A 21,711-nucleotide genomic window follows, 5' to 3' on the forward strand; every position below is an offset into this window, starting at 1 on the left:
CCCATGCCCCTCTCGCTACTCATCCTGGCCTTGAGCGCCTTCGCCATCGGCACCACCGAGTTCGTCATCATGGGCCTGCTGCCCAACGTGGCGGCTGACCTCGGTGTGTCGATTCCCGGTGCCGGCTGGCTGGTGACCGGTTACGCCCTGGGTGTGGCCATCGGCGCGCCGTTCATGGCGCTGGCCACCGCCAGACTGCCGCGCAAGGCTGCGCTGGTGGCGTTGATGGGCATTTTCATTATCGGCAACCTGCTCTGCGCAGTGGCCAGTGACTACAACGTGCTGATGTTCGCCCGTGTGGTGACGGCCCTTTGTCATGGCGCCTTCTTCGGTATCGGTTCTGTCGTGGCTGCCGGTCTGGTGCCTGCAAACAAACGCGCTTCGGCCGTGGCCCTGATGTTCACCGGCCTGACCCTGGCCAACGTCCTCGGCGTACCGCTGGGCACCGCCCTCGGTCAGGAAGCCGGCTGGCGTTCGACCTTCTGGGCCGTGACTGTGATCGGTGTGATCGCGCTGATCGGTCTGATCCGCTTCCTGCCGGCCAAGCGTGATGAAGAAAAACTCGACATGCGCGCCGAACTGGCTGCGCTCAAGGGCGCTGGCATCTGGCTGTCCCTGAGCATGACGGCATTGTTCGCCGCCTCGGTGTTCACCCTGTTCACCTACGTCGCGCCGCTGCTGGGCGAAGTCACCGGCGTCTCGCCCCGTGGCGTGACCTGGACCCTGATGCTCATCGGCTTGGGCCTGACGGTCGGCAACATCCTCGGCGGCAAGATGGCCGACAAAGGCCTGGCCGCCACGCTGATCGGTGTGTTCATCACCATGGCCGTGGTGTCCACCGTGCTGACCTGGACCAGCGTCGCGCTGATCCCGACCGAGATCACCCTGTTCCTCTGGGCCACCGCGTGCTTTGCCGCCGTACCGGCCTTGCAAGTGAACGTGGTGACCTTCGGCAAAGCGGCACCGAACCTGGTGTCGACCCTGAACATCGGCGCTTTCAACATCGGCAACGCACTCGGTGCCTGGGTCGGCGGCAGCGTGATCGCCCACGGCTTCGGCCTGACCAGCGTGCCCCTCGCCGCGGCGGCCCTGGCGGTACTCGCCCTGCTGGTGACCCTGATGACTTTCCGTCAGAGCGGCAATCCCGATCTGGCCCCTGCTACCAACTGACAGACCATTACCTCACGAGGGTTGCATTAAATGACGACTATTTTCGATCCGATCAAACTGGGCGACCTCGAGTTGGCCAACCGCATCATCATGGCGCCACTGACCCGCTGCCGCGCCGACGAAGGTCGCGTGCCAAACGCGCTGATGGCCGAGTACTACGTACAGCGCGCCTCCGCCGGGCTGATCCTCAGTGAAGCCACGTCGGTTACCCCGATGGGCGTCGGTTACCCGGACACCCCGGGCATCTGGTCCAACGATCAGGTGCGTGGCTGGTCCAACGTGACCAAGGCCATCCATGGCGCGGGCGGCAAGATCTTCCTGCAGTTGTGGCATGTGGGTCGCATTTCCCACGGTTTGTACCTGAACGGTGAAGCCCCGGTCGCCCCGAGCGCCATCCAGCCAAAGGGCCACGTCAGCCTGGTTCGTCCGTTGGCCGACTTTCCTGTCCCGCGCGCCCTGGAAATCGCTGAAATCGCCGACATCGTCGACGCATACCGCGTCGGTGCCGAGAACGCCAAGGCCGCCGGCTTCGACGGCGTGGAAATCCATGCCGCCAATGGTTACCTGCTCGACCAGTTCCTGCAAAGCAGCACCAACCAGCGCACCGACAACTACGGCGGCTCCCTGGAAAACCGTGCGCGCCTGTTGCTGGAAGTGACTGACGCCGCCATCGAAATCTGGGGTGCCGGCCGCGTGGGTGTGCACCTGTCGCCACGCGCTGACTTGCATGACATGGGCGACGACAACCTGGCTGAAACCTTCACCTACGTCGCAAGCGAACTGGGCAAGCGTGGCATTGCCTTCATCTGCTCGCGCGAGAAAGAAGGTGCCGACAGCCTCGGCGCACAACTCAAGGAAGCCTTCGGCGGCCCCTACATTGCCAACGAGCGTTTCACCAAGGACAGTGCCAACGCATTGCTCGCCAGCGGCAAGGCTGATGCAGTCGCCTTCGGCGTACCTTTCATTGCCAACCCTGACCTGCCGGCACGTTTGCAGGCTGACGCGCCGCTGAACGAAGCGCGTCCGGAACTGTTCTACGCCAAGGGCCCGGTTGGTTACATCGACTACCCGACGCTGTAACCGGCAACCGTTTAAAACCAAAAGCCCCGACTCGAAAGAGCCGGGGCTTTTTACTGCCTGTAGGAGCGATATACGGATCTCTCACAGACTCGACACAAAATCCCTACAAAATACTGAGCTTGCTACCTGTCATCCCGCCCGGGGTGCGTATATAAAAGCACCCCATTACGGCACATCGAGTCAAAAAGCCCCCCGGCTGACACACGCCGAGCCTATTACACATTTTGTTTCATTTGCGCAGGCTGGGGCTCAAGCGCAGCATATCCAGTCCGGTATCAACCCAACGCTCGGCTTCGGTGTGCAATTCAAAACTGTCGGGGGCCAGCAACCACTGGTACAGGATGCCATCTATATAAGCATGCAAGCTGATTGCGGCGCGGGCGGTATCGAGGTTTTCCGGCAACTGGCCGCGATTCACGGCATTACTCAGGGCCAGGCCGATTCGTACATTGCATTCGAGGCTGGCCGACACCCGTTGTTGGCGCAGGTCGCACATTTCATCGGTGAATTCGCACTTATGAAAAAGAATCTCGTTAATACGCCGGGTCTTGGGATCCAGTGCAACGTCATGAAACAAATGAATCAGCAGCCGACGCATACAGCCCAGCGGGTCGAGTTCGTCTTCGCTCTCGGCGGCTTTGGCCAGTTCATCAAGGGGCTCATGCAAGCTGTCGAGCATGGCCTGTACCAGGTCCGCCTTGTTGCTGAAATGCCAGTAAATGGCCCCGCGAGTGACGCCGGCCAGGGTCGCGATGTCCGCCAGGGTCGTGCGCGCCACGCCTCGCTCGAAAAAGGCCTTTTCGGCCGCCACGAGAATTTGCGCGCGGGTTTCCTGAGCTTCCTCTTTGGTACGACGGACCATGGCAGTACAACCTCAATCAGGGTGCTTCAGCGATGTCTGAATATCAGCTGAATACAAAGTGGGGCGAACGTTCCAGGGATTCATCCCCGGCCTACAATTCCAACCTTCAAACGGCTTGTGTAACGGCGTTGATACGCAGCCTGGGTATTTACAAACAGCCATGTACGTAAGTATATTCCTTAGCAAGCTACTTATCCACTCGGCATACACTTTTCAACCTTCCACCTTTCTAGTGCGTTCTTTACGCGCCTGACCCGAGGATTTTCATGCAATTCAAGCCAGCTGTTACCGCTCTGGTCGCCGCCGTCGCCCTGGCATCGCTGCTCAGCGGATGCAAAAAGGAAGAGGCAGCACCGGCCGCCCCACCACCTCAGGTCGGCGTCGTGACTCTGCAACCTCAAGCCTTCACCCTGACATCCGATCTGCCCGGCCGTACCAGTGCATTCCGCATTGCCGAAGTCCGTCCTCAGGTCAACGGCATCATTCTCAAGCGCCTGTTCAAGGAAGGCAGCGACGTCAAGGCCGGCCAGCAGCTCTATCAGATCGATCCATCGATCTATGAAGCAACGCTCGCCAGCGCGGAAGCGAACCTGCGTTCGACCAAGTCGATTTCCGACCGCTACAAGCAATTGGTCGACGAACAAGCCGTCAGCCGTCAGGAATACGACACCGCAGTAGCCAACCGCCTGCAATCGGAAGCCGCGCTGCAAACCGCGCAGATCAATGTGCGCTACACCAAGGTCTACGCCCCGCTGACCGGCCGCATCGGCCGCTCCTCGGTGACCGAAGGCGCGCTGGTCAGCAATGCCCAGGTCGATGCGATGGCGGTGATTCAGCAAATCGACCCGATCTACGTCGACGTGACGCAGTCCTCGGTCGAGCTGCTGCAATTGCGCCGTGAGCTGGAAAGCGGTCGCCTGCAGAAAGCCGGCGACAACGCGGCCTCGGTCAAGCTGACCCTCGAAGACGGCAGCGACTACAAGCTGGACGGCAAGCTGGAGTTCTCCGAAATCTCGGTTGACCAGACCACCGGTTCCGTCACCCTGCGCGCCATTTTCCCGAACCCTGACCACACCCTTCTGCCCGGCATGTTCGTGCACGCCAAGTTGCTGGCCGGTGTGAACAGCGCGGCGATCCTGGCCCCGCAGCAAGGCGTGACCCGCGACCTCAAAGGTACGCCGACCGCACTGGTCGTCGGCCCGGACAACAAGGTCGAACTGCGTCAACTCAAGGCCAACCGCACCGTCGGTAACCAATGGCTGATCGAAGACGGCCTGAAGGCCGGCGATCGCCTGATCACCGAAGGTCTGCAATTCGTCAAACCTGGCATCGAAGTCAAGGTCAGTGAAGCGACCAACGTAGCCGTAAAGAACCCGGCCCCCGCCCAGGTAGCTGATAAAGCCTCTGGCGGCAAAGGGGAGTAAACCATGTCGAAATTTTTTATCGACCGTCCGATTTTCGCCTGGGTAATTGCCCTGGTGATCATGTTGGTCGGGGCACTATCGATCCTCAGACTGCCGATCAACCAGTACCCGAGCATTGCGCCGCCAGCGATCGCCATCTCCGTGGCCTACCCGGGTGCTTCGGCACAAACGGTTCAGGACACCGTGGTTCAGGTGATCGAGCAACAGCTCAACGGTATCGACAACCTGCGTTATGTCTCGTCGGAAAGTAACTCCGACGGCACCATGACCATTACCGCCACCTTCGAGCAAGGCACCAACTCCGACACCGCGCAGGTTCAGGTCCAGAACAAGCTGAACCTGGCCACCCCGCTGCTGCCGCAAGAAGTGCAACAGCAAGGTATCCGCGTCACCAAGGCCGTGAAGAACTTCCTGTTGGTGATCGGCGTGGTGTCGCGTGACGGCAGCATGACCAAGGACGACCTGTCCAACTACATCGTGTCGAACATGCAGGACCCGATCTCGCGGACCGCCGGTGTCGGCGACTTCCAGGTGTTCGGTTCCCAGTACGCCATGCGTATCTGGCTCGACCCGGCCAAGTTGAACAACTTCAACCTGACCCCGATCGACGTCAAAACCGCCATCGCCGCACAGAACGTCCAGGTGTCGTCCGGTCAGCTCGGCGGCCTGCCTGCCCTGCCCGGCACCCAGTTGAACGCGACGATCATCGGCAAGACCCGCCTGCAGACTGCGGAGCAATTCGACAAGATCCTGCTCAAGGTCAACAAGGACGGTTCCCAGGTTCGCTTGAGGGATGTTGCCGAAGTCGGCCTGGGGGGTGAGAACTACAGCATCAACGCCCAGTTCAACGGTGCTCCGGCTTCCGGCCTGGCCGTGAAACTGGCCACCGGTGCCAACGCTCTCGATACCGCCAAGGCCCTGCGCGCGACCATCGACAACCTCAAGCCGTTCTTCCCGCAAGGGATGGAAGTGGTGTTCCCGTATGACACCACTCCGGTCGTAACCGAATCGATCAAGGGCGTGGTTCACACCCTGGTCGAAGCGGTCGCCCTGGTGTTCCTGGTGATGTTCCTGTTCCTGCAGAACTTCCGTGCCACCATCATCACCACGATGACCGTGCCGGTGGTATTGCTCGGTACGTTCGGGATCCTCGCGGCCGCCGGTTTCAGCATCAACACCCTGACCATGTTCGGTATGGTGCTGGCCATCGGCTTGCTGGTGGACGACGCCATCGTCGTGGTGGAAAACGTCGAACGGGTGATGAGCGAAGAAGGCCTGTCACCGAAAGAAGCCACCAAGAAGTCCATGGGCCAGATCCAGGGCGCACTGGTCGGTATCGCCCTGGTGCTGTCGGCGGTTCTGCTGCCAATGGCATTCTTCAGCGGTTCCACCGGTGTGATCTACAAGCAGTTCTCGATCACCATCGTCTCGGCCATGGCCCTGTCGGTACTGGTTGCACTGATCTTCACCCCGGCGCTCTGCGCCACCATGCTCAAGCCGATTCCGAAAGGCGAGCACGGCACCCCGAAACGCGGTTTCTTTGGCTGGTTCAACCGCAATTTCGACCGCGGCGTTCGCAGCTACGAACGCGGTGTCGGCAATATCCTGCAGCGCAAGATCCCGTATCTGCTGGCGTATCTGCTGATCGTGGTGGGTATGATCTGGCTGTTCAGCCGCATTCCAACGGCGTTCCTGCCTGAGGAAGACCAGGGTGTACTGTTCGCCCAGGTGCAAACCCCGGCCGGTTCCACGGCCCAGCGTACCCAAGTGGTCGTCGATGAAATGCGTGAATTCCTGCTGCGCCCGGGCAAGGACGGCGGCGAAGGCGATGCGGTGAACTCGGTGTTTACCGTGACCGGCTTCAACTTCGCCGGCCGTGGCCAGAGTTCGGGGATGGCGTTCATCATGCTCAGACCCTGGGACGAACGTAACGCCGACAACAACGTGTTCAAGGTGGCGGCCCGTGCCCAGAAGCACTTCTTCACCTTCCGCGATGCCATGGTGTTCGCCTTCGCGCCACCGGCGGTACTGGAACTGGGTAACGCCACCGGTTTCGACGTGTTCCTGCAGGACCGCGCCGGTATCGGCCACGAAAAATTGATGCAAGCGCGAAACCAGTTCCTTGGTATGGCCGCGCAAAGCAAGATTCTGACTCAGGTGCGTCCGAACGGCCTGAACGACGAGCCGCAATACCAGCTGGAAATCGATGACGAGAAGGCCAGTGCCCTGGGCATTACCATCGCCGACATCAACAACACCCTGTCGATTGCCCTGGGCAGTAGCTACGTCAACGACTTCATCGACCGCGGTCGAGTGAAGAAGGTTTACGTGCAAGGCAGGCCAGGCGCTCGAATGGGCCCTGAAGACCTGCAGAAGTGGTACGTGCGCAACGCCAGCGGCACCATGGTTCCGTTCTCGGCGTTCGCCAGGGGCGAGTGGATTTACGGCTCGCCGAAACTGGCTCGCTACAATGGCGTGGAAGCGATGGAAATCCTCGGCTCCCCGGCACCGGGTTACTCCACCGGTGAAGCCATGCTCGAAGTCGAAGCCATTGCCAAGAAACTGCCGGCGGGTGTCGGTATTTCCTGGACCGGCCTGTCGTATGAAGAACGTCTGTCCGGTTCGCAAGCGCCGGCGCTGTACGCCCTGTCGCTGCTGATGGTGTTCCTGTGCCTGGCGGCGTTGTATGAAAGCTGGTCGATTCCGATCGCGGTGATGTTGGTGGTACCGCTGGGGATCATCGGTGCACTGATGGCCACCAGCCTGCGCGGATTGTCCAACGACGTGTACTTCCAGGTAGGTCTGTTGACGACTATCGGTCTGGCGGCGAAAAACGCCATTCTGATTGTCGAATTTGCCAAGGAACTGCACGAACAAGGGCGTAGCCTGCGTGATGCGGCAATCGAAGCCTGCCGCATGCGTCTGCGACCGATCATCATGACCTCGCTCGCCTTCGTTCTGGGTGTGGTACCACTGGCGATTTCCACAGGGGCAGGTTCGGGTAGCCAGCATGCAATCGGTACCGGCGTGATCGGCGGTATGATCACGGCCACTGTGCTGGCGATCTTCTGGGTCCCGCTGTTCTTCGTCACCGTGTCGTCCATTGGCCAGCGTAAAATCGCCGACCAGGATGACGCTATTGAAACTTCTAAAGAGGCTGGCTAATGAGCAAGTCGCTACTCTCCCTGGCAGTCGCCGCCTTCGTGCTCGGTGGTTGCTCGCTGATACCTGATTATCAGCAGCCCGAAGCGCCGGTGGCGGGGCAGTACCCGCAGGGCCTGGCGTACTCGCCGGCCCAGGCACCGGCGCAAGCTGCCGCCGAGCAGGGCTGGAAGCAGTTTTTCCATGACCCGGCGCTGCAACAGCTGATCCAGGTTGCCCTGGAAAACAACCGGGACCTGCGTGTCGCGGCCCTGAACATCGACGCGTTTGCGGCTCAGTACCGCATCTCCCGTGCCGATCTGTTCCCGGCTGTCTCGGCCAACGGCACCGGCAGCCGTCAGCGGGTTCCGGAAAACTCCTCGCAAACGGGTCAGTCGGGCATCGTCAGTTCCTACTCGGCCACGGTCGGGGTCAGCGCCTATGAACTCGACCTGTTCGGTCGGGTTCGCAGCCTGAACGAAGAAGCGTTGCAGAAGTACTTCGCCACCGAAGAAGGCCGTCGCAGCACGCAGATCAGCCTGGTGGCCAGTGTGGCCAATGCCTACCTGACCTGGCAGGCCGACAAGGAACTGTACAAGCTGACCCAGGACACCCTCGCCACCTTCGAGGAGAGCTACAAGCTCACCGCCCGCAGCAACGAAGTCGGCGTCGCCTCGGCCCTGGACCTGGCACAGTCGCGCACCTCGGTGGAAAACGCCCGTGCGCAACTGGCCAAGTACACCCGTCAGGTCGCCCAGGATGAGAACAGCCTGGTGCTGCTGCTCGGTACTGGAGTCCCGGCCAACCTGCAAGCGGCCAAGCCACTTGACGACGACCTGCTGAGCGACGTTCCACCCGGCCTGCCGTCGGACCTGCTGCAGCGTCGTCCGGACATCCTTCAAGCCGAGTACAACCTGAAGGCCGCCAACGCCAACATCGGCGCGGCACGGGCTGCATTCTTCCCGAGCATCAGCCTCACCGCCAATGCCGGTACCCTGAGCCCCGACCTGTCCGGTCTGTTCAAGGGTGGTTCGGGCACCTGGCTGTTCCAGCCGCAGATCAACCTGCCGATCTTCAACGCCGGCGCCCTGAGCGCCAGCCTGGATTACTCGAAAATCCAGAAAGACATCAGCGTGGCGAACTACGAGAAGTCCATTCAAACGGCCTTCCAGGAAGTCGCCGACGGCCTGGCCGCCCGCCAGACCTACGTCCAGCAGTTGCAGGCACAGAAAGACTTCGTCAGCGCCAACCAGGCGTACTACGGCCTGGCCGAGCGTCGTTACCGCATCGGTGTCGACAGCAACCTGACCTTCCTCGATGCCCAGCGTCAGTTGTTCAGTGCGCAACAGGTGTTGATCACTGACCGTCTGGCGCAACTGGTCAGCCAGGTCAACCTGTACAAGGCCCTGGGTGGTGGCTGGAACGAACAGACGGCGAAGAACGAGCCGTTGAAAGAAGAAGCGCCGAAGATGAAGTATTTCTGATAGCGCTGTGAATACGAGAAGCCCACCTTTTGGTGGGCTTTTTGTTGGCTGCGAGAAAATTTGTGTTGTCAGGTATGGCCTCATCGCGGGCAAGCCCGCTCCCACAGGTTTTGGTGTCGAGCACAAATTAAGTAAACGACATCAATCCTTGTGGGAGCGGGCTTGCCCGCGATGAGGCCAGTACCGTCACCACAAAACCCTGGCCAATCTTGCGTTCGATAATCGCCCAAAACCTGCTTTCACCGATTGAACCATCTAGTACATTCAATTCACCATCCGCCCCACAAAACCAATAACAACAGGTTCGACACCATGCCCCCGCGCCCCGCCCTCTCCGGCTGACCCGCTTCGTTTGTGCTGATTTGCAATGTTCGTCTGCAACCCCGGGTTGCGGCATCACCCTGCTTCATCCCCAAGAATTAGAGAGACCCGAGCCCATGACGCCTTCCACCGCGCATTATTTCGTTCCCGGCCTGATCGCCGCCGCCCTGGCCAGTGCCGCCCTGCCCGCCTGCGCCGAAGAGCCGGGTTTTGTCGAAGGCGCCAAGGTCAACCTGAACCTGCGCAACTTCTACATCAACCGCAACTTCACCAATCCGACCAAGGCCCAGGGCAAGGCTGAAGAATGGACGCAGAGTTTCATCCTCGACGCCAAATCCGGGTTCACCCAGGGCACCGTCGGGTTCGGCATGGATGTGCTCGGTTTGTATTCGGTGAAGCTCGACGGCGGCAAAGGCACCGGCGGTACGCAACTGCTGCCGCTGGATCACGACGGCCGCCCGGCGGACAACTTCGGCCGCACCAACGTGGCATTCAAGGCGAAGCTGTCGCAGACCGAAGTCAAGGTTGGCGAGTGGATGCCCGTGTTGCCGATCCTGCGCTCGGACGACGGTCGCTCGTTGCCGCAAACTTTCCGCGGCGGCCAGATCACCTCAAAGGAAATCAATGGCCTGACGCTCTACGGCGGCCAGTTCCGCCAGAACAGCCCACGCGACGACAGCAGCATGAGCGACATGTCGATGACCGGCAAAGCCGCGTTCACCTCCGACCGTTTCAACTTCGAGGGCGGTGAATACGTGTTCAACGACAAACGTACCCAGATCGGTCTGTGGAACGCCGAGCTCAAGGACATCTACAGCCAGCAGTTCATCAACCTGATTCACAGCCAACCGCTTGGCGACTGGACTCTGGGCGCCAACCTCGGTTTCTTCTACGGCAAGGATGACGGCAGCGCCCGGGCCGGCGAGCTGGACAACAAAACCCTGTATGGCTTGTTCTCGGCCAAGTACGGCGGCAACACGTTCTACGTCGGCCTGCAGAAACTCACCGGTGATAACGCCTGGATGCGGGTCAACGGCACCAGCGGCGGCACACTGGCCAACGACAGCTACAACTCCAGCTACGACAATGCTCGGGAAAAGTCCTGGCAAGTGCGCCACGACTACAACTTCGTCGCCCTCGGCGTACCGGGCCTGACCCTGATGAATCGCTACATCAGTGGCAATAATGTGCACACCGGCAGCATCACCGATGGCAAGGAATGGGGGCGTGAATCGGAACTGGGCTACACCGTGCAGAGCGGTGCGCTGAAAGACCTGAACGTGAAATGGCGCAACTCGACCATGCGTCGCGACTACAGCAACAACGAGTTCGATGAGAACCGCCTGATCATCAGCTACCCGATCAGCCTGCTGTAAAATTCACTACCGCTATCGCGAGTCTTCTACAGAAAAACACCGGACACAGAAGTGCATGGTCAGCCCGACCGAAAAGCCCTGCAGGTTTACGCTTGCAGGGCTTTTCGGTCAGGCTGACCCTCTCACTAAACCCCTCTCTCGAGGGGCTCTTTGTGAAGCAGCCTCAACCAACACGCATCAAGTCATCTGAATGATGGTCTGCATGATGGTGCTCTGGGTGGAGATGGTCTTGGCGTTCGCCTGATAGTTGCTCTGCGCCTTGATCAGGTCGACCAGTTCGTTGGTCAGGTTGACGTTGGACTCTTCCAGGGAGTTGGAAACGATCGAACCCAGCGTGCCGGTTTGCGGAGCATCGTAGCCCGGGATGCCCGACACGTAGGTTTCTTTCCAGCTGGTGCCGCCTACCGGCTGCAGGCCTTGCTCGTTGGTGAAGCTGGCCAGGGAAATCTGGCCGATCGGCTTGGTCTGGTTGTTGCTGAAGTTGGCCAGCAGCACACCGCTGCCGTCGATGGTCAGGTTGGTGATCTGGCCAGTGGCGTAACCGTTCTGCGAAGGAATCGAACGCGCTGTATCGGCGTTGAACTGGGTGGTGTTGGCCATGGAAATGGTCACACCGGCCGGGTTGGCGGCAGAACCGTTGGCGGTCCACACGCCATTGGTCACGGTACCCGGCGTCCAGTTGGCGATTTTCAGGTCGCTGCTGATCACCGAAGTCGGTGGCGTGGTGGGTGGCGTCACCGGCGTGCTGACCGAGACCAGTTTGCCGGAGGCGTCGAACGTCATGGTCGAAGGGATCGGCGCGGTCACCTTGGGATCGCTGCCGTCCGGGTTGCGACCATCGATCAGGGTATAGGTATCCCAGGTGTTCGGCCCGGTCTTGACCATGTATTGATCCATGGGGTGCTGGTTACCCTGAGTATCGAAAACCGGGGTACTGAACGACTTGGTGAAGGTCTCGGTCTTGGACGGATCGAACTTGTTGGCGGCTACTGCCTGGTCGATCACCGGCGAGGTGGAGTTCAGGTTGATGGTCGATGAAACCAGGCTGGTGGATTTTGGCGCCAGGTTGGAAGTATCGATCCGCAGGTCGGTCAGCACACCATTGACGATCTTGCCGTTGGAGTCCACACCATAACCTTGCAGGCGGGCAGTGCCGTCGCTGTTGGTGACGTAGCCGTCCTTGTCAGTCTTGAACGTACCGGCACGGGTGTAGGTCAGCGAGCCGTTATTGCTCAGGACAAAAAAGCCATTGCCCTGGATACCCATGTCGAGCACGTTGCCGGTGTTGCTCACGTCACCCTGGCCGAACTGCTGGGAAATGTTGGCCAGGCGCACGCCGTTGCCGACGGTCTTGCTGCCGGTGCCCAGACGAGTTGCCGAGTAAACATCTTCGAATTCTGCACGGGACGATTTGAAACCGGTGGTCGCGACGTTGGCGATGTTGTTGCCGGTCACGTCCAGTTGTTTGTTGGATGCAAAGAGACCGCTAAGGCCGATATTAAAAGACATGATCCACTCCTTTGTGCCGGGTTAGTCGGCTTTACATACCAATGGTTTGTACTTTGGACAGAGCGATGGTGCCCAGCCCGGCCAGATTGAGCATCAACTCACCGCCGGTCTGGCTGATGGTCACGCTGTTGACGGTCGCTGGCAGGTTGGTGATCAGCGCCACGGACTGCCCATCGATCGTGCTGGTAGCGCCGAAGGTGTAAGTGCCTGCAGCTACCGTTTCGCCCGCGTCATTCTTGCCGTCCCAGATGAAGCTGGCGTTGCCTGCTTTCTGAGCGCCCAGGTCGATGGTGCGTACGGTCTTGCCGTCCGCATCAGTGATCTTCAGGGTGGCGGCGGCCACCGACGATGGCACCACCACCGTACCGCTGAGGCTCTTCGACGTGTCGACCACAGCCTTGTCACCGGGTGCAATGACCGAACGACCCACCAGCGACGAAGCCTGCAATGCCTGGGACGAGTTGTAGTTGCTGGCCAGGCCGCTCACAGTGTCGTTGAGCGTGGTAATGCCTTCCAGGCTGCTGAACTGCGCCAACTGAGCCACGAACGCGCCGTTGTCCTGGGGCTCCAGCGGGTTCTGGTTTTTCAGCTGGGTCACCAGCAACTGCAGGAACGCATCCTTGCCCAGCGCCTGGTTGCCCGTGGATTTGCCGGTCGCCGACGCCAGACCATCAGTCGTGGTGTTGGTCTTGATCGAGGAGTTGGCCAGGATGTCCTTGAGGCTCAAACCACTGGTGGAATCGGTAACACTCATCTGAGTCGCCCCTTATCACTGACCGAGGGTCAGGACCTTCTGCATCATGGTCTTGGCGGTATTCATCATTTCGGCGTTGGTCTGAAACGAACGGCTCGCGGAAATCATGTCGGCCATTTCTTCAACCACGTTGACGTTCGGGTAGTAGACGTAGCCCTTGGCATCAGCCGCCGGATGGTTCGGCTCGTAGCGCGCCTCGAGGTTGCTCTGGTCTTCGACCACCCCCAGTACCTGCACGCCCTGACCGGCGGCGTCCTGGCTCTGGAACAGCGAGTCGCTGCCGCCGCTCTGGCCGCCCTGGAACATGGTGGCGAACACCGGGTGGCGCGCGCGGTAGGTCTGGTCGATGCTCGACGAGACGGTCTCGGCGTTGGCGATGTTCGAAGCGACGGTGTTCAAACGCGTGGTCTGCGCACTCATGCCGCTACCGGCAATGTTGAAAACACTGGATAGAGACATGGCTTACTCTCCGCGCAGGGCCGATACCAGCCCTTTGAATTTGCTGTTGAGCAGGGTGAAGCTGGCCTGGAAGCCGATCGCGTTTTCCGCGTAGTTCGACTGCTCCAGCTGAGCATCCACGGTGTTCTGGTCGATCGACGGTTGCATCGGCGTGCGATACAGCAACGACTCGTCGCCATTGCCCAGACCTTCAGCTTCGATATGACGGCTGTTGGTCATGTTCAAGGCGAAGGTGCCGTTTTTGGTTTTCTCGTTCTGCTCGGCGAGCACTTTCGAGAAGTCCAGATCCCGAGCCTTGTAGTTCGGGGTATCGGCGTTGGCGATGTTGTTGGCCAGGACTTCGGCACGCTGGGCGCGGAAGCCCAGGGCTTGTTCGTGGATACCGAGCGCTTTATCGAAGCTGATGCTCATGTCGGGAAACCTTCGGGTGACCTGATTTTTCGTAGGATCAACTTAGCAAGCCCCATGCCAATTCAAAAAAGCCCGGAAACCGGGGCTTTGCCGGCCATGGCAGTGCGGCAATGCCAGAAAAGCGGCAACGGTTTTCCGCCGGATGCCGCTTTTCTGCCGCTTGGCACCCTTCTTGAGAACACCACCTCACCAGGTAGGAGCTGGCTTGCCAGCGAAAGCTGTGGACCAGAAAAGCTGAGATCGACTGACACGACGCCTTCGCTGGCAAGCCAGCTCCTACATGGGATTGAGTTAACCGTGGGATATCGGCAGGCATAAAAAAGGGAGCCCCTGAGGACTCCCGTTTTTTTGACAACACCAACGAAATCACTTCGCCTGGTAAATGATCCCCGGGCTGCACTGGACCATCTGGTAATGATCCGGCAAACCGTTCAGTGCTTCGGAAGCACCGAGGAACAGGTACCCCCCCGGCTTCAACGTACTGTGGATGCGCAACAGGATGTCCTTCTTCACCTCGGCGGAGAAGTAGATCAACACGTTGCGGCAGAACACGATATCGAACTTGCCCAGGCTCGCGTAGCTGTCCAGCAGGTTGAAGGAACGGAACTCCACCCGGCTCTTGATCGGCGCCTTGATCGCCCAGCGCCCCGGCCCTTTCGGGTCGAAATAACGCTGCAGGCGCTCGGGCGACAGACCACGGCCGATGGCCAGGCTGTCGTACTCGCCGGTCTTGCAGTTGCTCAGCATGGTGCCGGACAGGTCGGTGGCGACAATCTGCACGCCCATCCGCAACTGGCCCATGTTGACCCGCTCGAACTCGTCGATGGACATCGACAGCGAATACGGTTCCTGGCCTGAGGAGCACGCCGCCGACCAGATGCGCAGGCGCTGGCCGGGACTGGCCTTGATCGCTTCGGGCAGTACCTTGTTCTTCAAGACTTCAAACGGGTAGGTGTCACGAAACCACAGGGTTTCGTTGGTGGTCATGGCGTCTACCACCTGCTCGCGCAAACCGCTGCGCGGCTGAGTCTGCATGCGCTGAACCAGCTCCCCCAGAGACTTGATGCCTTGCTGTTCCATCAGTTTGTTGAGACGGCTGGAGACCAGGTACTGCTTGTTTTCACCGAGCAAAATGCCACAGGCTTTTTCCAGGAACACCCGGAACTGTTCGAAATCCAAATTACCCGTAGACAATGATGCCGCCTCTTAAATCGTGTTGACTGCCAGGGGCGCAGGCCCCTAGCTGATATCTGCTGCCCTGATCCGGTCGACTACCCGGGATGCCAGGTCATCAGGACGGAATTTTGCCAGGAAGTCATCGGCACCGACCTTCTTGACCATCGCCTGATTGAACACCCCCGACAACGAAGTATGCAGGATGATATGAAGCTTTTGCATGCGCGGGTCGTTGCGGATTTCCGCCGTCAGTGTGTACCCGTCCATCTCCGGCATCTCGATGTCGGAGATCATCATCAGGAACTCTTCTTCCGGTTTCTTGCCCTCATCGACCAGTTTGCGCAGGTAGTCCAGCGCTTGCCGACCGTCGTTCAACGCCACCACTTCGACGCCGACCGTCTGCAGGCAACGCGTGACCTGCTTGCGCGCCACCGACGAGTCGTCGACCGTCAGCACGCGCAACGAAAGCGCCTTGTGCTGGGTTTCGACATCCACCACGCCGACGGAAATCGCTTCCGGCGTCGGTGCCACTTCCGCCAGCACTTTCTCGACGTCGATGATTTCGACCAACTGATTGTCGACCCGCGTCACCGCCGTCAGGTAATGATCGCGTCCGGTGCCCTTGGGTGGCGGATGGATCTCCTCCCAGTTCATGTTGACGATGCGTTCCACCGAGCGGACCAGGAAACCCTGGGTCTTGGTGTTGTACTCCGTGATGATCACGAAGGGATTGTTCTTGTCCTTCAAAGCACCGGAGCCGGTGGCCATCGCCAGATCAAGGATCGGTATGGTCGCCCCCCGGATGTTCGCCACGCCGCACACGACAGGACTGGATTTGGGCATCAGCGTCAATTTTGGGCATTGCAGCACCTCCCGAACCTTGAATACGTTGATCCCGTACAGCTGCTGACCGTCGAGACGGAACAACAACAGCTCCAGGCGATTCTGCCCCACCAGTTGCGTGCGCTGGTTTACCGAATCCATTACACCAGCCATGCCCAGACTCCTACCCCAACGCCAAGTGTTGTTGCGACGCGCCTTCATCACTAAACGGCACGGCGCTTGCTTTTTTAATCGTTATGAACACAGAACCGACATTTTTTCGACGCCTGACCACACCCTGCCGCAAATGGCTCGGCGTGCTGGCGACTGTTTGCCTGTTCAACGCTGGCAGCCCTGCCCTTGCTGACGCGGTTACCTTGCCTGACATGCTTATCGGCGTCACTCAGGGCTTTCTTGAATTCACCGTAGAAGACTATCTGGCTACCAGTCAAACGGAAGGTCGCTACGAGATCCAGGTCAACCCGCTCGATCCGCGCATGCACATGCCCATGTGCGACAAGGAATTGACAGCAACCCTTGAGAGTCCCAAACCGTTGGGCCGGGTCACGGTCAAGGTCCGCTGCGAGGGCGCGGCCCCCTGGACCGTCTTCGTGCCCGCTCAAGTCCGCCTGTTTCGCGATGTCGTGACCACCGCCCGGCCACTGCGCCGTGCCGCCATTGTCGAGCCTGGTGATGTGGTCCTGCGCGAGCGCGATATCAGCCTGATCAGCCAGGGCTACCTGACCTCCCTTGATCAGGCGATCGGGCAGCGACTGACCCGACCAACGGTCGCCGACCAGGTGATTACCCTGGTGCACATCGAACAGGCCGAGGTCATCCGCAAGGGTGATCAGGTGGTGATTACCGCCCGCAGCGGTACGCTCAGCGTGCGCATGCCGGGCGAAGCCCTGTCAAACGGCAGCCTGAGCGAACAGATCCGGGTGAAAAACCTCAACTCCCAGCGAGTCATCAAGGCACAGGTCATGGCGCCGGGGCAGGTGGAAGTGTCCATGTAAGGCTCTCTGTTCAGCGGAATGTGGCGCTTGCCGCGGCGGTTCCCTAGACTGTGCTCCATGCAGGGCAAGCGCTGACGCGCGCGAGGTTCATTGATAAATGGACCTAAAGTTTTCCAGGGAATGGCCGAAACCATGGCAAGCGTCCAAATTCCCAGAGGTTTTTTATCATGGTCATCGATTTCAGCCGTTTGAACAGCTCCTCGTCCCTTACGGGCAGTACACGTACCAGCGCCAGCAAGGAAAACGCCGAAGCCGGCAAACCCGCGCCGCTGGAGTCCGCGGCCGAACAGGCCGGTACCGTCAAAAGCGGGGAATCGGTACACCTCAGCGATGAGGCTCAACAGTTGCAGAAGGTCACTGACAAGCTGCGCGATCAGCCTGCCGTCGACAAAGCCCGCGTGGCCGAGTTGAAAGCAGCGATTGCCGATGGCAGCTATAAGGTCGACAGCAACCGTGTAGCCAGCAAACTGCTCAACTTCGAAGCCCAGCGCTAGGCCACCGCCAGCGCCAGGCTTTTGGACGCTTAAAACCCAAGGCCAGCCATGCACGACACTCATTTACTGCAACTGATCACCGACGACTTTGCTCCAGCGCAACACTTGCTGGAATTACTGCAGACCGAATCCCTCGCATTGCATGGCCGCGACATGCCATTGCTCGAGGACATCCTGGCGCAGAAACAGGCATTGGTCGTCCTGCTCGAACAGCATGGCCGCAAGCGCAGTGAAGTTCTCGCCAGCCTCAACCTGCCGACCAACCGTGCCGGTCTTGAGCAATTGGCCAGCCAGTCGAGCATTGGCGACCAGTTGCTGGCGCAAAGTGACGTGTTGACCGATCTCCTGGCCCAGTGCCAGGCCATCAACGCCAACAACGGTCAGTCGATCCTCACTCAGCAGGCCGCTACGGCCACCCAGCTGAAAATCCTCAATGGCGGTGAAACCCCGGCGCTGTACGATGCCAGCGGTACATTCTCCAAGCTTGCTAAGCCACGCCCGCTCAGTCAGGCTTAGCCCGCTCGATGAGCCCGCTCTATCCAAGACGCGAAAGATGCTGGCAAAATGCTGGCTAGCCGTAGTCAAATTTTGTCTGGAGATTGATTAACCGTGTCCAATGCCTTATCCGTGGATGATGCTCCGCAGCCACCCAAGGTGCTCTCCACGCCCTTGGAAATCTCCGGCAACCTGCGCCAGCTGCTCGAAAGCCATGACCCGCTGATCATCACGTTCCACGAGCGCAGCCAGCGCTTCCAGAGCTATCTGGTGGATCTGGACCGTGACCGCAACATGATTGCCCTGGACGAAATGATCCCCCGCGATGGCGAGCGCTACCTGCTGGCGGGCGAACCGTTCAAGGTCGAAGGCTTCCACGAAGGCGTGCGCATTGCCTGGGAAAGCAACGGCCAATTGAACATCGACGAATCCGGTGACAGCCGCTGCTATCGCGGCGCCCTGCCCGATGAAGTGGTGTATCACCAGCGCCGCAATGCGTTCCGTGCGGCACTGAAGCTGGCACAACTGGTCAACGTCAACCTCGACGGCGAAAAGCTCAAGGCCCCCATCAGCGGCAAGCTGCTGGATATTTCCGCGACCGGCTGCAAACTGCGCTTCGACGGCGACATCACTGGCAGCCTGCAACTGGGCCAGGTGTACGACCGCTTCAACGCCGACCTGCCCTTTGGCAAAATGACCGCTCCGGTCGAATTGCGTTATCTGCACTTCGAAGAAAAGATTTCCACCACCTTCGCCGGCGTTCGCTTCCACAACATGAGCGGATTGGTGCAGCGTCAGGTCGAACGCTTCGTCTACCAGCTGCAACGCGAAGCACGCCGCTTCGACAAAGACGACATCTGATAGAGCGCCAAAAAAAAACGGGCAGCCCCCTTGCGGTGACTGCCCGTTTTTTTGTGCCCGGGATTTAAGGCCTGACCTCGCTGAGGTTTGGGTCCCGCCCCGTATCAGGATCTTCCGGCGGCTGATCGGATTCAGTTTCGGTGACAGTTTCAGGTTCTGATTCAGGCTCTGGCCCGGTACTCACCGGACTGTGCATCTGATCCTGCACCACCTGCTCGTCAACACGCGGGTCGAGGCAGGCCACCAGCGGTGAACTCGTCATGTTGTCCGGCATGGCCACGTGATGCAGCGGCGCATCTTCCACCTGATGCAGGTTGGTCACCGCTTTCGGGCGAATCCGCCACACCAGTACCAGCGCGAAGAAACTGAAAAACGCATAAAGCATCTGGCTGCCGAACAACTTCATCAGCACGCCGGCTACCAGCGGCCCGATACTCGCGCCAACGCCATAGGTCACCAGCAACATTGCCGTCAGGGACACCCTGCGATCGCCTTCGACATGGTCGTTGGAGAACGCCACCGCCAACGGATACAGGCAGAACTGCACCAACGAGCAGACGAAACCGGCGATAAACAGAACCTCCAGCGGCACCTGCGGCATGATCGCCAACGGCAATGCCGCCAGGGCCAGGCTGAATGCAAAACTGCGGATCAACACCGCCCGATCGTAGCGGTCGGACAACCAGCCCAACGGCCACTGCACCACCAGCCCGGCAAAAATGCAGCACCCCATGAACAGGCCGACCTGCTCCGTGGACAACCCTTGCTGCGAGGCATACAGCGGCGCCAGACCGTAGAACGAACCGACGATCAGGCCAGCCCCGAGCACCGTGCTCAATGACTGTGGCACGCGATTGATAAAGAACCGTGGTTCCATGGGCGCCGGATGCAAGGGTGCAGGGTGAATCCGTCGGGTCAGCGCCACGGGCACCAGGCAAAGGGCGAAACACAGGGCGACCAGCATCAGCAACTCCAGCCCCAGCGCCGGGTGCATGACCAGAATCAGCTGCCCCATCACCAGCCCCAGGTAAGAGGCGATCATGTAGCCGCTGAACACCAATCCGCGTTGCCTGGCTTCGGCCTGCTCGTTCAGCCAGCTCTCGATCACCATGTACTGGCACATCATGCCGAGGCCGACGATCACCCGCAGGAACAACCAGGCCGGCAGCCAATCGATCAGGCCATGGCCCAGCACCGCCGCGCCGACAATCCCGGCACAGGCCGAATAGGCCCGGATATGCCCGACCCGGGCAATCAAGCGGTGACCGATCTTGCCCCCCAGCACCAGGCCGAAGTAGTTGGCGGCCATCAAGGCACCGACCCACAGGCTGTCGACATGATCGGCCGCCAGGCGCAAGCCCAGGTAAGTACTCAACAGGCCCGAGCCGATCAACATCATCAGCGAGGCGAAATACAGCGCTCGAAAGGATTTCCAGATTTGGCGCATCGGCGTTCCGAGCGGCTCCTTGCAGTGAGAATCGGCTATCGCTAAACGATAGCCGGATGTCGACGGATCGTCAGGCCTGGGCGGCTAAAACACGCCGTTCCCAGGGAGAAATTTCATCAAGGAAACTGCTCAGTTCCAGAGTCTTCGAAGCAATGTAGCCTTCGATGAATTCCGCACCGAACAGTTCCCTGGCCAACTGGCTACGTTTCAGACGCTCAAGTGCCGCATGCAAGGTACACGGCAACGAAAGATTGTCCGGCACTTCGAATTCACCCTGGATCGGCGCGCTCGGTTCCAACGCGTTCTCGATGCCATGCAACCCCGCCGCCAGGCTGGCGGCAATCGCCAGATAGGGATTGGCATCGGCGCCCGGCAGGCGGTTCTCGACCCGACGGGCCACCGGCAGACTGGCCGGAATACGCAGGCCGGCCGCCCGGTTGTCGTAGGACCAGCAGGCATTATTCGGTGAGGCGTAAGGGTGGCACAAGCGCTGATAGGAGTTCACGTTCGGCGCAAACAGCGCGGTGAAGTCGGCCATGCACGCTTGCTGACCGGCAATGAAATGGCGGAAGGTGGCCGTCTCCTGCCCCGCCTCATCGCTGAACACGTTGCGCCCCGAATCGATCTCGACCACGCTCTGGTGGATATGCATCGAACTGCCCGGCGTATGCGCCAACGGCTTGGCCATGCACACCACGCTCAGACCATGCTTGAGTGCAACTTCCTTGAGCAGGTGCTTGAACAGGAACGTCTGGTCGGCCAGCAACAGCGGATCACCATGCAGCAGATTGATCTCGAACTGGCTGACGCCCATTTCGTGCATGAAGGTATCGCGAGGCAAACCCAACGCAGCCATGCATTCGTAGACTTCATGGAAGAAGGGACGCAGCCCATTGTTGGAGCTGACGCTGAACGCCGACTGACCATCCTCGCGACGACCGTCCAACCCCAATGGCGGTTGAAAAGCCTGGGTCGGATCAGTGTTGGGTGCGAAGACAAAAAACTCGAGCTCGGTCGCCACCACTGGCGCCAGGCCACGGGCCGCATAACGGGCAATCACCGACTTGAGCTGACCACGGGTCGACAGATTGCAGCTGGTGGTGGTGCCCAGTTCATCCGCGTCACAAATGGCGAAGGCCCGCGGCGGATGGCTCCAGGGCAGACGGTGGATTTGCGCAGGGTCCGGGATCAGCGCCAGGTCGCCATCGTCGCTGCCGTAAAAACGCGCCGGCGGGTATCCGCCCATGATGCATTGCAGCAGCACACCCCGCGCCATCTGCAAACGTCGACCGTCGAGAAACCCCTCGCAGGTCATCACTTTGCCCCGTGGAACGCCATTCAAATCCGGCGTGACACATTCAACTTCATCAATGCCCGTCAATCGCTGCGCGAGTGAACTCAGGCCAACG

At 60.0% G+C, this 21,711-nt stretch carries 20 protein-coding genes; 11 read left to right on the forward strand and 9 right to left on the reverse strand.

Annotation, left to right across the window (positions count from 1 at the left end; genetic code table 11):
• The first annotated feature begins 3 nt into the window (after positions 1 to 3).
• Together PMI31_RS17135 and PMI31_RS17140 are read left to right on the forward strand one after the other, a co-directional pair.
• Complete coding sequence (locus PMI31_RS17135; protein WP_008019444.1) at positions 4 to 1,170, forward strand: MFS transporter; 1,167 nt, start codon at positions 4 to 6, stop codon at positions 1,168 to 1,170.
• Between the two features lie 30 nt (positions 1,171 to 1,200).
• Positions 1,201 to 2,250, forward strand: coding sequence for an alkene reductase (locus PMI31_RS17140; protein ID WP_008019445.1), 1,050 nt, complete (start codon positions 1,201 to 1,203; stop codon positions 2,248 to 2,250).
• Positions 2,251 to 2,479: 229 nt separating this feature from the next.
• Here the strand turns inward: PMI31_RS17140 and emhR are convergent, their stop codons facing one another.
• Positions 2,480 to 3,112 carry an efflux system transcriptional repressor EmhR gene (emhR, locus tag PMI31_RS17145; RefSeq protein ID WP_008019447.1) on the reverse strand — a complete coding sequence of 211 codons (633 nt, stop codon included), beginning with the start codon at positions 3,110 to 3,112 and terminating at the stop codon, positions 2,480 to 2,482.
• A gap of 266 nt (positions 3,113 to 3,378) precedes the next feature.
• Here emhR and PMI31_RS17150 point away from each other — a divergent pair, with 266 nt between their 5' ends.
• The 4 genes from PMI31_RS17150 to PMI31_RS17165 all read left to right on the forward strand — a co-directional run bounded on the left by PMI31_RS17150 (position 3,379) and on the right by PMI31_RS17165 (position 10,858).
• Positions 3,379 to 4,536: an efflux RND transporter periplasmic adaptor subunit gene (locus PMI31_RS17150; protein WP_008019448.1), complete on the forward strand. Its 1,158-nt coding sequence runs from the start codon at positions 3,379 to 3,381 to the stop codon at positions 4,534 to 4,536.
• A gap of 3 nt (positions 4,537 to 4,539) precedes the next feature.
• Complete coding sequence (gene emhB / locus PMI31_RS17155) at positions 4,540 to 7,701, forward strand: efflux RND transporter permease subunit EmhB (protein ID WP_008019449.1); 3,162 nt, start codon at positions 4,540 to 4,542, stop codon at positions 7,699 to 7,701.
• Positions 7,701 to 9,161: an efflux RND transporter outer membrane subunit EmhC gene (emhC, locus tag PMI31_RS17160; protein WP_008019450.1), complete on the forward strand. Its 1,461-nt coding sequence runs from the start codon at positions 7,701 to 7,703 to the stop codon at positions 9,159 to 9,161. The genes emhB and emhC overlap by 1 nt, the downstream gene beginning before the upstream one ends.
• A 437-nt stretch (positions 9,162 to 9,598) precedes the next feature.
• Positions 9,599 to 10,858 (forward strand): OprD family porin, encoded by a 1,260-nt coding sequence (locus PMI31_RS17165; RefSeq protein WP_008019451.1) that lies wholly within the window; start codon positions 9,599 to 9,601, stop codon positions 10,856 to 10,858.
• Between the two features lie 177 nt (positions 10,859 to 11,035).
• Here the strand turns inward: PMI31_RS17165 and flgE are convergent, their stop codons facing one another.
• The 4 genes from flgE to flgB are packed head-to-tail and all read right to left on the reverse strand — an operon-like array spanning position 11,036 to position 13,991.
• On the reverse strand, positions 11,036 to 12,367 hold the full coding sequence (gene flgE, locus PMI31_RS17170) for a flagellar hook protein FlgE (RefSeq protein WP_008019452.1): 1,332 nt from the start codon (positions 12,365 to 12,367) through the stop codon (positions 11,036 to 11,038).
• A gap of 31 nt (positions 12,368 to 12,398) precedes the next feature.
• Positions 12,399 to 13,121, reverse strand: coding sequence for a flagellar hook assembly protein FlgD (flgD, locus tag PMI31_RS17175; protein ID WP_008019453.1), 723 nt, complete (start codon positions 13,119 to 13,121; stop codon positions 12,399 to 12,401).
• Between the two features lie 15 nt (positions 13,122 to 13,136).
• Positions 13,137 to 13,580: a flagellar basal body rod protein FlgC gene (gene flgC, locus PMI31_RS17180; RefSeq protein ID WP_007980123.1), complete on the reverse strand. Its 444-nt coding sequence runs from the start codon at positions 13,578 to 13,580 to the stop codon at positions 13,137 to 13,139.
• A 3-nt stretch (positions 13,581 to 13,583) separates the two neighbouring features.
• Positions 13,584 to 13,991, reverse strand: coding sequence for a flagellar basal body rod protein FlgB (flgB, locus tag PMI31_RS17185; RefSeq protein WP_007988729.1), 408 nt, complete (start codon positions 13,989 to 13,991; stop codon positions 13,584 to 13,586).
• Here flgB and PMI31_RS30805 point away from each other — a divergent pair.
• Complete coding sequence (locus tag PMI31_RS30805; RefSeq protein WP_157213287.1) at positions 13,956 to 14,309, forward strand: hypothetical protein; 354 nt, start codon at positions 13,956 to 13,958, stop codon at positions 14,307 to 14,309. The genes flgB and PMI31_RS30805 overlap by 36 nt on opposite strands.
• 48 nt (positions 14,310 to 14,357) lie before the next feature.
• Here PMI31_RS30805 and cheR read toward each other — a convergent pair whose 3' ends face one another.
• Together cheR and PMI31_RS17195 are read right to left on the reverse strand one after the other, a co-directional pair.
• Positions 14,358 to 15,185, reverse strand: a complete 828-nt coding sequence (cheR, locus tag PMI31_RS17190) for a protein-glutamate O-methyltransferase CheR (RefSeq protein ID WP_008019455.1) — start codon at positions 15,183 to 15,185, stop codon at positions 14,358 to 14,360.
• Positions 15,186 to 15,230: 45 nt separating this feature from the next.
• The gene (locus PMI31_RS17195) at positions 15,231 to 16,163 is read right to left on the reverse strand and encodes a chemotaxis protein CheV (RefSeq protein WP_008019456.1); all 933 of its coding nucleotides are present in this window, start codon (positions 16,161 to 16,163) and stop codon (positions 15,231 to 15,233) included.
• An 83-nt stretch (positions 16,164 to 16,246) separates the two neighbouring features.
• Here PMI31_RS17195 and flgA point away from each other — a divergent pair, with 83 nt between their 5' ends.
• The 4 genes from flgA to PMI31_RS17215 all read left to right on the forward strand — a co-directional run bounded on the left by flgA (position 16,247) and on the right by PMI31_RS17215 (position 18,855).
• Positions 16,247 to 17,005, forward strand: coding sequence for a flagellar basal body P-ring formation chaperone FlgA (gene flgA / locus PMI31_RS17200; protein ID WP_008019457.1), 759 nt, complete (start codon positions 16,247 to 16,249; stop codon positions 17,003 to 17,005).
• A 167-nt stretch (positions 17,006 to 17,172) separates the two neighbouring features.
• Complete coding sequence (gene flgM / locus PMI31_RS17205; protein WP_008019459.1) at positions 17,173 to 17,499, forward strand: flagellar biosynthesis anti-sigma factor FlgM; 327 nt, start codon at positions 17,173 to 17,175, stop codon at positions 17,497 to 17,499.
• Positions 17,500 to 17,547: 48 nt separating this feature from the next.
• Complete coding sequence (locus tag PMI31_RS17210) at positions 17,548 to 18,015, forward strand: flagella synthesis protein FlgN (RefSeq protein WP_008019460.1); 468 nt, start codon at positions 17,548 to 17,550, stop codon at positions 18,013 to 18,015.
• A gap of 93 nt (positions 18,016 to 18,108) precedes the next feature.
• Positions 18,109 to 18,855, forward strand: coding sequence for a flagellar brake protein (locus PMI31_RS17215; protein WP_008019461.1), 747 nt, complete (start codon positions 18,109 to 18,111; stop codon positions 18,853 to 18,855).
• A 64-nt stretch (positions 18,856 to 18,919) separates the two neighbouring features.
• On the opposite strand, the gene PMI31_RS17220 is transcribed toward PMI31_RS17215, so the two are convergent.
• Together PMI31_RS17220 and PMI31_RS17225 are read right to left on the reverse strand one after the other, a co-directional pair.
• A complete protein-coding gene (locus PMI31_RS17220; protein WP_008019462.1) occupies positions 18,920 to 20,302 on the reverse strand; it encodes an MFS transporter in 1,383 nt (460 codons plus the stop codon).
• Between the two features lie 70 nt (positions 20,303 to 20,372).
• Positions 20,373 to 21,617: a glutamine synthetase family protein gene (locus PMI31_RS17225; RefSeq protein ID WP_177323570.1), complete on the reverse strand. Its 1,245-nt coding sequence runs from the start codon at positions 21,615 to 21,617 to the stop codon at positions 20,373 to 20,375.
• Positions 21,618 to 21,711 lie beyond the last annotated feature (94 nt).

Source organism: Pseudomonas sp. GM55 (genome assembly GCF_000282395.1).
GTDB lineage: Bacteria > Pseudomonadota > Gammaproteobacteria > Pseudomonadales > Pseudomonadaceae > Aquipseudomonas > Aquipseudomonas fluorescens_CC.

Coding starts and splice junctions, on each gene's coding strand:
- flgB (WP_007988729.1), bottom strand. CDS start 13,991: ATGAGCATCAGCTTCGATAAAGCGCTCGGTATCCACGAACAAGCCCTG.
- PMI31_RS17220 (WP_008019462.1), bottom strand. CDS start 20,302: ATGCGCCAAATCTGGAAATCCTTTCGAGCGCTGTATTTCGCCTCGCTG.
- PMI31_RS17210 (WP_008019460.1), top strand. CDS start 17,548: ATGCACGACACTCATTTACTGCAACTGATCACCGACGACTTTGCTCCA.
- flgA (WP_008019457.1), top strand. CDS start 16,247: ATGAACACAGAACCGACATTTTTTCGACGCCTGACCACACCCTGCCGC.
- PMI31_RS17225 (WP_177323570.1), bottom strand. CDS start 21,617: ATGACCTGCGAGGGGTTTCTCGACGGTCGACGTTTGCAGATGGCGCGG.
- PMI31_RS17165 (WP_008019451.1), top strand. CDS start 9,599: ATGACGCCTTCCACCGCGCATTATTTCGTTCCCGGCCTGATCGCCGCC.
- emhB (WP_008019449.1), top strand. CDS start 4,540: ATGTCGAAATTTTTTATCGACCGTCCGATTTTCGCCTGGGTAATTGCC.
- flgD (WP_008019453.1), bottom strand. CDS start 13,121: ATGAGTGTTACCGATTCCACCAGTGGTTTGAGCCTCAAGGACATCCTG.
- PMI31_RS17150 (WP_008019448.1), top strand. CDS start 3,379: ATGCAATTCAAGCCAGCTGTTACCGCTCTGGTCGCCGCCGTCGCCCTG.
- flgE (WP_008019452.1), bottom strand. CDS start 12,367: ATGTCTTTTAATATCGGCCTTAGCGGTCTCTTTGCATCCAACAAACAA.
- emhC (WP_008019450.1), top strand. CDS start 7,701: ATGAGCAAGTCGCTACTCTCCCTGGCAGTCGCCGCCTTCGTGCTCGGT.
- flgM (WP_008019459.1), top strand. CDS start 17,173: ATGGTCATCGATTTCAGCCGTTTGAACAGCTCCTCGTCCCTTACGGGC.
- PMI31_RS17140 (WP_008019445.1), top strand. CDS start 1,201: ATGACGACTATTTTCGATCCGATCAAACTGGGCGACCTCGAGTTGGCC.
- PMI31_RS17135 (WP_008019444.1), top strand. CDS start 4: ATGCCCCTCTCGCTACTCATCCTGGCCTTGAGCGCCTTCGCCATCGGC.
- flgC (WP_007980123.1), bottom strand. CDS start 13,580: ATGTCTCTATCCAGTGTTTTCAACATTGCCGGTAGCGGCATGAGTGCG.
- emhR (WP_008019447.1), bottom strand. CDS start 3,112: ATGGTCCGTCGTACCAAAGAGGAAGCTCAGGAAACCCGCGCGCAAATT.
- PMI31_RS17195 (WP_008019456.1), bottom strand. CDS start 16,163: ATGGCTGGTGTAATGGATTCGGTAAACCAGCGCACGCAACTGGTGGGG.